The sequence below is a fragment of the Candidatus Paceibacterota bacterium genome, from assembly GCA_028714275.1.
Taxonomy (GTDB): Bacteria; Patescibacteriota; Minisyncoccia; order Phycocordibacterales; family CAINVO01; genus CAINVO01.
The window spans coordinates 1-13302 of record JAQTMP010000019.1 but is presented as its reverse complement, the minus strand read 5'-3'; the positions used below and the strand labels follow the sequence as shown (position 1 = coordinate 13302).

The window sequence follows — 13302 nt, the reverse complement described above, 5'->3', positions numbered from 1 at the left end:
TTTATTTATCATTCAAAAGTCTGGCGCCAGGCCAAATTTTAAATTTGTTATTTAGAGGAAACTCACCGCCAAAGTGATGATATTTCACTTTCGGTGCTCAATGATATTCGCAATAATAATGTGTCTCAGGATACCCTTGATCACCTCAAGCCCTGTTTTAGTGTCGGCATGCTTAAAATAAATACGAGTGCTCCTGATGATGGAAATTATTTTGAAGAAGAAATTGTGGAAGTCGAAAAAGAAATTAGAGAGAAAAAATCCTACACCGCCACTCGGCTTTTTACTCATAATATAGATGTAGACACTATCAATGATGAGGCTCTCGATGCGCTTGAGCTTGATGAGGCAGAGTATTTTATGGAAGGTACGGGGCGGCCAGCTTTGGTGGAATCTTTGAAAAAAAGCTGTCTCGCTCCAGAACTCTTGCGTCTCAAGGTTGGCGCCAAAGTCATGTTTGTCAAGAATAACTTTGAAGCAGACTACGTCAACGGCACACTCGGCACCGTGATCGAAGCCTTGCCAGATCAGCCGCCCGTAGTCAAAACTCTTTCGGGTAAAAAAATTATGCTTGAAATGGCGAGCTGGTGCATTGAAGAAGACGGCAAGGTCAAAGCGGAAATAAGACAGTATCCACTCCGTCTAGCCTGGGCTATCACTGTGCATAAAAGTCAGGGCATGAGTCTCGATGCCGTAGAAGTGGATCTATCCAAATCTTTTGAGCCAGGGATGGGGTATGTCGCCCTTTCACGCGTGCGCGATTTTAAAAATCTGACTATTCTAGGGCTCAACAACGTGGCCCTACGTGTCCACGACGAGGTCTTGATGGTAGACGAAAAGCTAAAGACGGCCTCGGAGAGAGCCATAGAAGAGTTTGAAGTCCTGCAGGAGAAAAAAGGTAAAAATGAAATCACTCGCCTTCAAAAAGAATTTTTAAAAAAAATTGCCCCGGCTGTCAAAGAAAAGAAAAAACCCACTCACGTCTTGACCCAAGAGCTTATCCTCGAAAGAAAAAACTTGAAAGAAATTGCCAAAGCTCGCGGCGTGACCGAGGAAACGATTATTGACCATATCGAAAAGATAATTGATGAAGAAAATCCTCACGCTGAACCTTTTCGAAATCTGGCTAGGTATCTTTTGTATGAAGTCTCAAAGAAAAAACAGCAGGCTATTAGAATTGGCTTCATGCAAAAATATCCAAAGATTTCAGCCAATATACCCAAAGAGGCTCAAGACCCAAGCTCGCCAGACTTTGATTTTTCAATTTTTCGAAAAGAACCAATTGGTCCAATCAAGCATGCTGTCAAAGGAGTTTCGTATAAAGAGATCCGGCTGGTGCGGGCGTTGTGGCCGATGGTCTAAAGCGACGACTACTTAAGCGTTTGAGTTTTTTAGCTAGTCCTGCTAGTATCAATTTAGAAACAAGTGAAAATCCTAAGGAGGTCATGTGGATAAAATAAATTTCCGTTTTGGCGTGCTGCGTTTCGTGGCTCTTCACTTATCAAGGTTTATGCCAATGCATTTTGCCTGGATTCGGGATTGGCACCTCGATAGACTACTGGATGATCTTGCCGAAATTCGAGATGAAATAAAATGGGAAGTCGGCAAACTCGGCCACCCGAGAGATCAGGATATTTTTCCAGCTATCAAATACACTTTCAGGCCGAGCCCGCTCTCGTCGATCAGTTTTGCCCAATGGTCTTGGGTTGAAACCTTTTTTGAAGGGGAAGGCAGGGAGACAATTTCTCTTCACGAGCAATACAGGGTCAATGTGGTGTGTAGAGGTATTTGTATTTGGACCCAGGACATCCTGCTTCGTCAGGTGGGAGACCGAATGCTGACATGCAATAACGAAGTGAGGCCTAGAATCCGCTCAAAATGTGTCAGCCTCTTTTCTTTGCTGGAGGAAAAACAGCCCAAAAACAACAGCCCCTCGGATTTCTGAGGGGCTGTTTTAGTGTTAGTATAGAAAGATGTTTAAAGAAAAAGTTTTTGCGGTGGTCAAAAAAATTAGAGCTGGAAAGACTCTCACCTATAAAGAGGTAGCGGCAAAAGCCGGTTCTCCCAACGCCTACCGTGCAGTAGGGAATATTTTGAATACCAACTATGATCCTAAAATTCCTTGCCACCGAGTCGTGCGATCGGACGGGAAAACAGGAGGCTATAATAGAGGAAAATCCAAAAAAGAGGCCCTTCTAAAAGCTGAAGCTTTGGTTTTTAGATCGAGGGAGGGTGTATAATAAAAACACTTTAGATGAGCACACTTTTATTTGATATTGGCGGCACACATATGCGGGTGGCCATCTCGTCTCATGACGACAACAAGATTGGCCAATTTAAAAAAACCCATACCCCCAAAAATTTTGATGAGGGGGTGTCACTTTTAAAACAATTAGCTGACGAGACTGTAATAGAAATGGGTCTGGGTACGACGATAGACAAAGTTGTCGGAGGGGTGGCGGGGATTTTTGATAGCCAAGAAAAAAATATGCTTTTCTGCGCACCCAATCTCCCTGGCTGGGCAGGCAAGCCCCTCAGGTCTGAATTGGAAAGGATTTTTGCCGCACCTGTTTATCTAGAAAACGATGCGGCTTTGGCCGGACTGGGCGAAGCTCTTGTCGGAGCCGGTAGAGATTTTCATTCTGTCATGTACATGACGGTTTCGACAGGGGTAGGAGGGGCAAAGATTGTCGGTGGAAAAATTGATGAAAAAGTTTTTGATTTTGAACCCGGGCTGCAGATTGTCAACTTCAATGAAGCAGATAAAAATAAAAAGGTAAATCGCTTAGAGGATTATATTTCTGGACTTGCTGTAGAAAAACGTTTTGGAAAAAAACCTCTTGAGCTCACTGACTTAGAAGACCAAAAAAATTGGGATCAACTGGCCGAATGGCTAGCCTACGGTCTTCACAACAGCATAGTCCACTGGTCTCCTGACGTGGTCGTGCTGGGAGGAGCCATGATTTTAGGCAGCCCTAGCATTTCTTTAGAAAAAGTCGAGCAGAAATTGAAAGCCCTTTTGACTATTTTCCCAAAAATTCCTATCTTGAAAAAAGCCGAGTTGGGAGACCAGAGCGGACTTTATGGGGCTCTAAAGTTTTTGGCCAAAAAATAACCGTTTTTTTATCTAAATTATTTTATTTCTATTTTCGTATTGCTCTTTGGCTTTTTGGTATAGATCGTAAAAATTTTTGAGTGACTCCGCTCCTGGATTTTTGAGTGCCTCAGTGGCCTTTTGCCAGACTTGCCAGCTGTGAAGCCTGTTTGGCTTTGCGACCAGGAGAGCGAGCATATCTTTTTCATTAAAAAGTCCAAACTTGGCAGTAGTCATACCCAGGTCCCACTCAAAATTGTCCACCATGGACCAAAGTAGCACGGCTTTTATAGGGACGCCTGCTTTTTTGGTCTGGATGATCCACTCGACAGTTTTGGCCAGCCAATATGGACGGCGGAGACCTTGAGCCTCAGCAAAACCTATTTCAGTGACGAAGATGTCTTTTTTGGGGTAGAGCTTGTGCATCTTTTTTAAGACAATGGAAATGCCCTGCGGGTAGATTTCACCAAAGCTAGGTTGGTCACCGTAGTCTTTTTTTCCGGGATGTTTTCTAAAAAAAGGAGAGCCAGTCCTAAAATAATAGTTGAGACCTAAAAAATCCGAATGAGTGCCGTCGCGTTCAACTTGCTTGGTGTAATGTTCATTTATTTTTTGGACTACGCCTCCAAACAAGGCTCCAAAACAGGGCCAGGCATAGCCAATGCCTATTTGAGGCTTACGCTCAGCGGGCAATTTTTGGCCAAGTTTTTTTAGCTCATCGTAGGCCAAATCATGGGCCTTAATCATTTTTTTAAATACTTTGCGAGCTGTTAATATTCTAAGTTTTTTAAAAGGGGGAAAGGTCCCATTGATATAACCGAGCAGAGGAGTGACTGTCGGCTCACTCAGGGTCATAAAATATTTTACAAGGCCTCTTTCAATCAACTCATCCTGACGACGTTGGTCATAGCCTTCATTGATGAGAATGGTGCGGATTTTATTTTCATTCCCCAAAAAATCCACTACCTCTTTTAGGTAAAATTCAAAATGCAATAAAACATCGGGGTGCTCCCAAGCTCCTTTCGTAATCCTTTCTTCCCCGTTTTTATTTACTTCAGTTTCAAGTAGAAACCTGGGCATGGTGATATGTTGGAGGGTCAGCAGCGGCTCATGGCCATGAGCCCTGATCAAGGCAAGAGTTTTGACATATTCTGCCATTAGCTCTTCATCGAAAATGCCGGGTTGAGGACAAAGCCTGGCAAAATCAAGAGAAAAACGAAACATATTTTCACCGAGTTCTTGAGAGCGGCGAATATATTTTTCTTTCAGGGGCAGAAAATGCGGCAAGTCTGGCACGTTTTGCTGCTCTTTGATGATAGATTTTTGGCCGGCCAGGTTTTTAGCCAGCTCAAGTTCCCAATCAGAGGTTGGAGGTAAAGGTGAGCCATTTTTAGCATGCATGACAGGCTCTGCCTGAAAGTGGGAAGTAGCACTGCCAATATAGGGAATAGCCTCAGGAAATTCTGCCATAGTTGTCTTTGAGCCTGGTGATATCCTCTTCGTCAAAAGTACCAAAAGAAATTTCTAGGAGCTCTACATCGGTGTTGCCGGCTTCGATGCGGTGTATCGTCTCGGCGGTAATAAAAAATTCTTCGCCAACTTTAGCTTGATGGATTTCATTGCCAATCGTCAAAATAGCCTCACCTTTGAGCACTTTCCAAAATTCATCTCGATGCTTGTGAAATTGAAGGCTGGTAGATTGACCTTTTTCAACCAAGATAATTTTGACTGTGCTGGGCGTGTTTAGGGTATATTGGGTAAAATTTCCCCACGGCTTGATAACAAAACTTTTATTTTTCATACAGAGAAATTATACCTTATAAAAGATTTGCTTGCTTTGCAGATTGGAATTGACAAGAAAACCCGATTTGATATTATGGGTTTACAAGTTGGGGTAACCCATTCAAATCAAAGGCCGCCGGAAGGCGGCCTTTGGTATTTTTGGTCTTTTAAGATGAGCTCACAGTAAACATTTTTTGGAGCAGTCCGGATTTTTCTCTCTTGTGCGGCAGACGTAACGATATTATAACTATCCTATCGAATAGGGAGTATATGGATGGGTTGTATAACAAGCTGTTGTTTATTAGAGCTTTGCAGAGAGAAGAAACTGGCGTTTTGGTCTAATTTCTTGTTTTGTTATACTATTGTGAAATGGACGAATATTTGTCAAATCTAATAGCTCGAATATCTACAGTAGAGGAAAGATTCAAAGAGCCTGGCTTTGACGGTGCTAGAACTGTTATCGACGGGAAATTTAATGTATCAGGTTATGACAGTTCCAAAACCGTCTCTTGGCAAGCATGTAGAGAGGCTGAAAAGATGGCCAATAAAGAGTACGTAGACCCGCTGATCAATTTTATTAACACTGAGAAGGATAAGCAAAAAAGGAGGGCAGCATATTTCGTACTCGGTCAAATTGCAAAAAATTCTAAAGAAACAAAGGCTGTGGTCTATCTTATCGAAAGGCTTGGGATAGAGACCGACAGGTACATTTTGGGGTCATTACTGGACTTGATAAATTGGACTGATAAACCAAAAGAGGTTGACTTAGATAATATAATTAAGCTCATTGGACACAAGAATGCCATCGTCTCGAGTTCAGCGATACGCGCCTTAAGGAATTCGAACAATGAAAAGGTAGAAGATCTGTTGATACACCTCCTCAATACTTCAGAAGACCCATATGTTTTGACATGCGTAAACGCTACCTTGAACAATATGGGTACGCCAAAGGCAATTCCATACATAGAGAAGAATTTGAAAAGCAGAAAGGTTGATTTAAAGATTTCGGCGGAAATGGCAATTGAGCAAATTCAGAAGAGAAGCGGTACAGTGAACTAATTATTTATTAGGCTCTATTACAATCCAGTCATTTTAATTCAGTAAAGACCTTAAAATATAGCTATTTTAATTCTAGAAAAACTATCTAGTGCGGCAGACGTAACGATATTATAACTATCCTGTCGAATAGGGAGTATATGGATGGGCTATACAACAAACTTATGTTTATTAGAGCTTTGCAGAAGGAAGAGTTGGTCGCTAAGACTAGGTGATGTTAGAACCTGTTTTTCGGGGAAATAAAGCTTCGGTATTAACCATTTATGGATGGAGCTTTTGAAAATCTATGACAAACCACTATTTGTTCATGTAGAAATATTCTAAATCATCAAATGTGCTGCTTGCCACCTGTAAACCCGAAGTTGAAGTTGAATAATCAGTATAATATTCAGATATAATTTTACCCTGACTAGGACTTCCAATTATAAGACCGTCAAGCACGATTTTTTTCTCATATGCATCGAATAAGTTTGTCACACTATCCACAAGAGTTACATCAGTATCGGAATCGTTGACGGTATATTCATTATAAATCTCAACGTAACATTTTTTTGTTTGTCTGTTGAAATGATTTGTTGAGCTCATAGACTCAGTTGATGTTTTGTTGAGGTCATAGTAACTTTTATAATATTTTTCAATCACCGACTGCTCTGCGGAGCAATCTTTAATATCTTCGCTCAAATTTTTGTCACTTTCATTTTGGCGAATTAAATTTATATTAGTAATAAAAAAATAGGCAATAATAGCAGACAGTAGCAAAATTATTAATAGTATGAAAAATTTAAACCAGTTTTGTTTTAACCAATACATATATTTTAATTACAGCATAGAATACCGGTGACTAACTATTAATTAATACAAAGCTTATACCTAATTTAGAAAATATCAATTAGCTGGCAGACCCAATTAAGGCTAAGATCGATAATTCCAAGAAATAGTGTGGCAGACGCGATATTATAACCATCCTATCTAATAGGGAGTATATGGATGAGCTATACAATAAATTGTTGTTCATCAGTGCTTTGCAGAAGGAGGAAGAAGTGTTTGTTTTGTATGGATTTAATACCAAATCTTTACACCCCAACCATCAACCCTGTTTCTTGGGCTCCTTGCGAACAATGGCCAGTAGATATTTAAAAACTTATTCGATTGAGGTAAATTTTCAACTGAAACAGGAGATTTAGGCTCCCAAGTGTTTACGAGAGCACTATTTAGTGAAACTGCTATGAGGTCAATTGCTTGTATGAGTACACTGTGCTTATCGTCGGCAAAAAGTAAGGATGGGCTGACATGGTCTTTAATTGCACAAACTTTGTTCCCAAACATGTTTACCTCCTCTTTTTGTACATGATCAAAGAACTTTCCTCTTAATTTGTTTTCTATCGCGTCCACAGTATCAAAAATAACCATCCCCGTAGTGTTTTGCTTCTTTAGGATAATAGCGTACCTCTCTAAAAGGAAGCTCATCGCACCTGAATAGATGTCTTCCAGCGGTAGCTTATAGCTAAGAGATGTATCGCCAAGCACTACACCCATAACATCAGCTTTGTATTTTGTAAGACAATCAAATATCTTACTTGTTATTTCTATTCTTGTGGCCTCATCCAAGTTGGATTTTCTGGCGTCTTTGAGATTGCTCAGGTTATAGTGATTTTTTATCTCTTCAAGCTTTTTGGTGATGTCGATGAGATTCTCAGCATCAATAAGTAGTCCACAGATGCAAAAGAACTTACGACTTGCTGTCGTTGCCTGACGATCTGTTTCATCTACAAACAGTAATTTCATTTAGCATTCTGGGAGTGACAGTAAGTTGTCAGTCCATTGTCGATCAGCGTAGGTTCTCAGGTATTTGTTTCCAAAAGAAGACACAAATACTCCTATGTAAGCTATGTTGTTGTACCTGTCCTTCACGTACGCTTTGCCACCTTGTTTTTCAAGAAAATCGATCATTTCTCTCATTGAACTTTTGCCAGCTGCACGTGTCTCTTCGTTCACCCATCCAAATGAAGTTATTGCCTCATGTGGATTTGAATGATTACCCCCGTCTTTAGTTATGCATGTGATTCTTACAGCCATGATGAGTAGGTTTAACGTTAATAATGAGTAGATATTACCAGAATGGGTAGATATCGCAAGTTTTGTGGGTAGGTATTACATATTTATAAAAACTAGGCTATAATGGACGTAATGGATGAAAAGCTTATATCTATAGGGGAAGCGGCAGAAATATTAAAAGTTTCGGTTAATACGCTGCGTCGTTGGGATGAAAGCGGTAAATTAAGAGCTGTTCGAAAGTCTCCAGATGGTAACAGGTTTTATAGGGAAATAGATTTAACCTTTTTTCCAAACACTCTGTATGAGATTGCTTTTAAGTGGGCTTCAAGTTCAACAGGAAATGTCTCGGGTATTCCTCCACGTATATATTCAGAAAATAGTGCCGTTTTCCAAACACGTCTAGGTAAATTTCAAACGGAGCTCCAAGAAACCCCTGGACTCGAGGAAATTTTTCCTTTAGTGGTTTCAATTTGCGGGGAGATTGGAGGAAACTCCTTCGATCACAACATAGGCCAATGGCCTGATGTTTCGGGTATTTTATTTCTCTATGACATACCAAACAAGGAAGTGATTCTTGCGGATAGAGGACAAGGAATCCTTACAACTCTTAAGAAAGCAGTCCTTAATCTTGTGTCACACGAAGAAGCGATATCTATTGCCTTCACAGAGATAATATCTGGTAGAACAAAAGAATCTCGTGGAAACGGTTTGAAATATGTAAGAAGCGTAGTGGCTGCTAATCCGATAAGTTTAAGATTTCAGTCAGGTGCTGCTCAACTGGAGATAAAACACAATTCCTCGGACCTAAATATTACAAACGCAATTCAGTACGTTAGAGGGTGTATCGCCTTTATCAAATTTTAAATTTAATTATAATCAATAGGATGCAAATTCAACTTGTAAAATTCGGGACAACATTGGTTTTTCGTGAGAGAGGAAGGGAAGCTTTCAAAGCCTACGAAAACAGAATCCATATTAACGATGAAGATAATATCGTTGTTGATTTTTCAGGTGTGATAACTTTCTCGCCGTCTTGGGGAGATGAATTTCTGACACCCTTACACAATAAATTTGGTAAGAAATTAATATTGAAAAATACTGAAAACTCCTCAGTTAAGGCAAGCTTGAACATTTTAAGCAAAACACACTCAATTGAGTTTCAGATAGAAAATTAATTGGTATTCTTTCGCTGTCGCTAATCAATTAATATTCAAATAAATTAAGCGGAAATCTCTACTTCAAAAAGTCCCACTTTCCCTTGTAATCTTCGGCTAATGGCATATCAAGCTTGTATTCACCGCCTTTTTTACCAAGCATGAACGACCTCATTTTAGAATCACTTCGAGTATCCTTTCCGCTCAACCAGTACTTATGTGACTCCTGAATGAACTTAGCTACAACCGCACTAGGAACGATATAGAAGTCAAAGGAATGAGTATTTTGCAGAATACTGACAAAGCAGTAGAAAAGCGTCGGATCATTAATAGCTTCGTGTTTATCTCCCATTCTCCAATGAGCTTCTACGGATGGAGTTATAATAAAATCTCATACGGGTCCATTATTCACTGCACTTTTGGAGTTTGAACAGGCTTACTATAACATCGCTAGTACCAGAAAAACCAACGAAATAAAGGGTATTTCGGATAGTATAATAAGTGATAGTTTGTGCCCCACATGGGAATCGAACTTTTTGAAATCAAGCCCTGCAACGCTTTGCTGGGAATTTCTTATATTCTGAAATAAGGCCTCCGCATAGGGCATCAATATATTCGTTTCCAGCGTTTGAAGGCTTTTATATCCGATGGATTCAGATCAAACCATTCGCCGTTCATTCTCTTTGTTTCAAATCGTTTGTGCCAATATGCTTCGATACCGCTCGGATCATCTGTTTTTATCTCGTGTATCAAATCCAAATTTTCAGGCAACTGAATTCTTAATTCATGCCCACGCCGAACAGTATCATTTGATTTCCCAATCTTGTAATACTTACCATGTTTGAAAAGGTAGACTGCTCCCGCGGCATGATTATCGTCAACTTCGTTGGCTTCACTACTCTTAGAATTTTTAGTAACAGTTACACATATTTCAAGAATATCTTCGTAACCCACTTTGTCTTTACAATACCCGATTATTTTTGAGGCTATTTGTTCCTGCCCCCCAAGACGTTTCAAGGCTCCGCCGGCAGATGGAAATTCTCGATTATTATTTTTTTCTATGATGAACTCTCTGACTGTTGGAAACTTTCCCAACTTACGGATCAATTTAATTATTTGTTCGAATATAAATACATCGTCGTAAGCTCCTTGGCGTTGGTTGGGAGAAAAACCCGCTTCTTTCTGAGCATCTCCAATTCTTGCCCAATATTTACCCCACTCGTGCGGTTTTATGCCAGTCTCTTTCTCAAATCTGCTGGTGCCCAGAAGTATCCCGCCATTCTCTTTTGCGGTTCGTTTTATCTCCTCTAAAATTTTCTCTTTAGTAATCACGTTAGCTAAAATCTACCATAAAATCGGGGTTTTATTAAGTCCGACGCTTTGCGAAATTTATTAGGCTATGCCTCAGCTTTGAAACTATCTCTCCACTAGAAACAAACGAAAAATAGACTACAGGAGTTTTTTATTCGCCTCCGAAACACTCGGACTTTCAGTTATACCTGCGATAATCTTTGCGATGACCTCGTCAGACATTTTTGGATAATTCATCGAACCAGTGTCCTCGATCCTTCTTATAAGATCAGTCATGGATATTTCAAATACTTCATTGCAGTTAAAAACGCTATCCATGGAAAATACTCCGTATTCACGAGACGAGACTGATATAATGGTCTTTTCGCTTATCCCCGCTTTTTTAACAAACTCTAGTTTCTTTGCTGCTTGGGTGGTAGAAGTAACAAGGATAAGAAGTGTGTCTGCTTTCGGATTTTTGTTCATCACTACGAAATAGCGATTCTTTGATTGTCTCTTTGGATCGTTATGATCTACGAAAAAATTGAATACCGATCCTTGCTCGATGCATAGCGGTACACGAACCTTAATCGGAATATCCATTGCATTTTAGTAATTAACGAGCAAAGAATTCCGCAACCTCTTTTATTTCATCAAAAGTCTCTTTTGCTAAAGTAAGATCAGCTTTATTTTCCGCAAACAACGGATCGTTCTTTTCAGTGCTTAGAAAGAAATCACCATAATCCATCTGTGCTCGCTTCTTTCCCGCCTTAAGATCACGCTCATGCTTCAACCACTCGGGGTATTGGTGAGTTATATCTCGTAGCTCAAACTGGTCTTTGTCTGAAAATTGACCATACACAGCCTCAAGACATTCAAGGTCTGTTTTTGAAAAGACATCAAAATCAACAGCTTTGACTGAAGCGACATAGTGTTTCTTGTCGTCAGCGGGTTGTATATACTTCTTCGCATACGACAAAGCATCTTCCGACATATTCGAAAGCTCTGCCGCTCTCTTAACTCGAGAGCCGACCGGACCCATTTTCATTGCCCAATACATATCCCCGATAACTGGACGACCGTATTTGCGAATATGAAGACGATCAGCAAGATAGATGAGCTTAATAGCCTTCATCTTGTTTATCTTTCCGTCTTTCTTTCGGGCGAGAAAATTCAGGGCCTGGGTCGCTTTTTTGTAGCTTGTTTCAGGCGAAGTAATCATATTTGTATACTATCAATTTTTGAGACGTTTTTCAATCCATCATCTTACGATCTTACGGAGAATTATGAGGCCTCCGCGTCTGCCTTGTTTGTGCCCTCGTTAGGAATCGAACCTAAATTTTGAGTTCCGCAAACTCATGTCCTATCCATTGAACGACGAGGACTAACTTTTTGCGCTTGGATTTTATGGCGCCCAATCAAAATAACACAAAGACGGCCAAAATCAAAATGCTTTAGAAACCAAGATATTCCATCAATTTTTGCGAAAGGGGCTCGATGTGCTCTTCTTCTTTTAGGTAAAGATCGAGAACATCATGAATGTCTTGAGGGTCTACTTCATCTAAAGGAATAACAATCAGAGGCATGATACGCTTTTTGGATTTGACTAAAATCTTTGAAGGAAAACCGAGGTGGTCGTTGTGTTCCACCCAAAAAGATTCGAGGGTCGCAAAAGGGTAGAGGTTTTTTTCTACGTAAAGACCTCGCTCGTCAATTTTAAAATTGACGAGATGAGGCTCGCGAGCGGCAAAGAGAGTGAGAGCAGCCGCTCCGACAAGGATAAGGATGGCAAATAGAATATTGCCAAAAATAATCGTGATGACAGCGGCAGAAATAGTAATAATGCCAACGGCCCAAAACCAGTCGGCAGTCTTTTTTTGATAGACATACTCGTGAGCGCTCCAGGTGAAGGTGGGATGGGTGGCCATATGGAAATATTATATCACGGACAAAATGCGTGAGGTAGTGCAGTTGTTAAAAAATAGGGATAACTATTTACTAGGCTCAGCTGAAGATGATTTTATATTGTGTCCCGTGATAAACCAGTTTGAAGGCGTTTCAATTTTTCTTCCTTGAGCATCGAAGACAGGGGTTTCCAAAACTTTTCTTGAGTTTTGACTGAGATCTCTAAAGCCTTCTTCGGTCTTGCTCACAAATCCTTTAAAAATAATATAACGAGGAGGATCTGTGTCTATGCCATTATAGATATCGGCAAGTTGAATTTCGGTTTCTTCGGCCTTTGAAGCCATTGAAGCAAGGTTTCTAAGGAGGGTGTTGTGGTCTATACGCCCCTCACCATAAAAGGATTCTTTTTTAAGGGCGTCAATCAAGACATAAAAGGCTCGAAAGGCTCTCTGTAGAACTGCAGCGCCGTTTATTGTTTCGGGCATATAAATGAAGACATGTTCTTCATCCATAGGGACTCCAAAAGCCTCGCATACATCTTTTCTTACCTTTTCAAATTCGATAATTTCTTTTCGGGCATCTATATTTTTTTTGGTATGAACCTCCTTGGACATGGCCTGGTCCCTTTCTAGATCAACTACACGGACACGTTCTTCAGTGTCGTTGATGATGCTAAGAATTTTTTCCCGATAGTTTGGCTGAATTTCGGTATTTTGAGTTTCTAAGTGAAATTCTTTTGTCATGTGGGTAGTATAGCTTAGGTGGGGAATTTGGTCACGGGGGATTCGGTCACGAGTTTCCTCGCTGCAGCTCGGAACTCGCGACCCAGGCTCAGCATTTTTTCTACTGAAAAAATGCTTCCGCCTTTCTCATCACCTCCCGTCTCAACGCATCAGGCAAAAGAAAACCGCCCTATGGGCGGGTATCTTTTGCCTGTGCGGAGAGGGAGGGATTCGAACCCTCGAGAGC

18 protein-coding genes and 1 tRNA gene are annotated in these 13302 nt (G+C 40.5%); 7 read left to right on the top strand and 12 right to left on the bottom strand.

Translation table 11 applies throughout. The annotated features are described in order from the left end of the window. The first annotated feature begins 120 nt into the window (after positions 1–120). The 4 genes from PHF79_02360 (at position 121) to PHF79_02345 (ending at position 3112) form a co-directional block, all read left to right on the top strand. Positions 121–1359 carry a helix-turn-helix domain-containing protein gene (locus tag PHF79_02360; GenBank protein ID MDD5318641.1) on the top strand — a complete coding sequence of 413 codons (1239 nt, stop codon included), beginning with the start codon at positions 121–123 and terminating at the stop codon, positions 1357–1359. Between the two features lie 85 nt (positions 1360–1444). Beyond that, on the top strand, positions 1445–1942 hold the full coding sequence (locus tag PHF79_02355; GenBank protein ID MDD5318640.1) for a hypothetical protein: 498 nt from the start codon (positions 1445–1447) through the stop codon (positions 1940–1942). 28 nt (positions 1943–1970) lie between these two features. Further along, positions 1971–2237 (top strand): MGMT family protein, encoded by a 267-nt coding sequence (locus PHF79_02350; GenBank protein ID MDD5318639.1) that lies wholly within the window; start codon positions 1971–1973, stop codon positions 2235–2237. 14 nt (positions 2238–2251) lie between these two features. Beyond that, complete coding sequence (locus tag PHF79_02345) at positions 2252–3112, top strand: ROK family protein (GenBank protein ID MDD5318638.1); 861 nt, start codon at positions 2252–2254, stop codon at positions 3110–3112. A 12-nt stretch (positions 3113–3124) separates the two neighbouring features. On the opposite strand, the gene PHF79_02340 is transcribed toward PHF79_02345, so the two are convergent. Then, a complete protein-coding gene (locus PHF79_02340) occupies positions 3125–4561 on the bottom strand; it encodes a family 1 glycosylhydrolase (protein MDD5318637.1) in 1437 nt (478 codons plus the stop codon). Beyond that, on the bottom strand, positions 4545–4892 hold the full coding sequence (locus PHF79_02335; GenBank protein MDD5318636.1) for a phosphomannose isomerase type II C-terminal cupin domain: 348 nt from the start codon (positions 4890–4892) through the stop codon (positions 4545–4547). The genes PHF79_02340 and PHF79_02335 overlap by 17 nt, the downstream gene beginning before the upstream one ends. A gap of 350 nt (positions 4893–5242) precedes the next feature. Between PHF79_02335 and PHF79_02330 the strand changes: the two genes are divergently transcribed. Continuing rightward, positions 5243–5932 carry a HEAT repeat domain-containing protein gene (locus PHF79_02330; protein MDD5318635.1) on the top strand — a complete coding sequence of 230 codons (690 nt, stop codon included), beginning with the start codon at positions 5243–5245 and terminating at the stop codon, positions 5930–5932. 294 nt (positions 5933–6226) lie between these two features. Here PHF79_02330 and PHF79_02325 read toward each other — a convergent pair whose 3' ends face one another. From PHF79_02325 to PHF79_02315, 3 genes are all read right to left on the bottom strand, one after another. Next, complete coding sequence (locus PHF79_02325) at positions 6227–6739, bottom strand: hypothetical protein (GenBank protein MDD5318634.1); 513 nt, start codon at positions 6737–6739, stop codon at positions 6227–6229. Between the two features lie 249 nt (positions 6740–6988). Further along, positions 6989–7714: a DUF3800 domain-containing protein gene (locus PHF79_02320; GenBank protein MDD5318633.1), complete on the bottom strand. Its 726-nt coding sequence runs from the start codon at positions 7712–7714 to the stop codon at positions 6989–6991. Further along, positions 7715–8005: a DUF3892 domain-containing protein gene (locus PHF79_02315; GenBank protein MDD5318632.1), complete on the bottom strand. Its 291-nt coding sequence runs from the start codon at positions 8003–8005 to the stop codon at positions 7715–7717. It abuts the gene before it with no gap. Positions 8006–8116: 111 nt separating this feature from the next. Here PHF79_02315 and PHF79_02310 point away from each other — a divergent pair, with 111 nt between their 5' ends. Together PHF79_02310 and PHF79_02305 are read left to right on the top strand one after the other, a co-directional pair. Then, positions 8117–8848 (top strand): helix-turn-helix domain-containing protein, encoded by a 732-nt coding sequence (locus PHF79_02310; GenBank protein ID MDD5318631.1) that lies wholly within the window; start codon positions 8117–8119, stop codon positions 8846–8848. Between the two features lie 20 nt (positions 8849–8868). Beyond that, entirely contained in the window at positions 8869–9159 is a 291-nt protein-coding gene (locus PHF79_02305) for a DUF4325 domain-containing protein (protein ID MDD5318630.1), read from the top strand. 58 nt (positions 9160–9217) lie between these two features. Here the strand turns inward: PHF79_02305 and PHF79_02300 are convergent, their stop codons facing one another. The 7 genes from PHF79_02300 to PHF79_02270 all read right to left on the bottom strand — a co-directional run bounded on the left by PHF79_02300 (position 9218) and on the right by PHF79_02270 (position 13076). Continuing rightward, positions 9218–9490: a hypothetical protein gene (locus PHF79_02300; protein ID MDD5318629.1), complete on the bottom strand. Its 273-nt coding sequence runs from the start codon at positions 9488–9490 to the stop codon at positions 9218–9220. A 254-nt stretch (positions 9491–9744) separates the two neighbouring features. Continuing rightward, a complete protein-coding gene (locus tag PHF79_02295; protein ID MDD5318628.1) occupies positions 9745–10470 on the bottom strand; it encodes a GIY-YIG nuclease family protein in 726 nt (241 codons plus the stop codon). Positions 10471–10587: 117 nt separating this feature from the next. Then, on the bottom strand, positions 10588–11031 hold the full coding sequence (locus PHF79_02290; protein MDD5318627.1) for a hypothetical protein: 444 nt from the start codon (positions 11029–11031) through the stop codon (positions 10588–10590). Positions 11032–11044: 13 nt separating this feature from the next. Continuing rightward, the gene (locus PHF79_02285; GenBank protein ID MDD5318626.1) at positions 11045–11650 is read right to left on the bottom strand and encodes a Panacea domain-containing protein; all 606 of its coding nucleotides are present in this window, start codon (positions 11648–11650) and stop codon (positions 11045–11047) included. A gap of 91 nt (positions 11651–11741) precedes the next feature. Next, positions 11742–11813 (bottom strand) — tRNA-Arg (locus tag PHF79_02280). Between the two features lie 69 nt (positions 11814–11882). Then, positions 11883–12356 carry a hypothetical protein gene (locus tag PHF79_02275; protein ID MDD5318625.1) on the bottom strand — a complete coding sequence of 158 codons (474 nt, stop codon included), beginning with the start codon at positions 12354–12356 and terminating at the stop codon, positions 11883–11885. A 63-nt stretch (positions 12357–12419) separates the two neighbouring features. Next, positions 12420–13076: a hypothetical protein gene (locus PHF79_02270; protein MDD5318624.1), complete on the bottom strand. Its 657-nt coding sequence runs from the start codon at positions 13074–13076 to the stop codon at positions 12420–12422. Positions 13077–13302 lie beyond the last annotated feature (226 nt).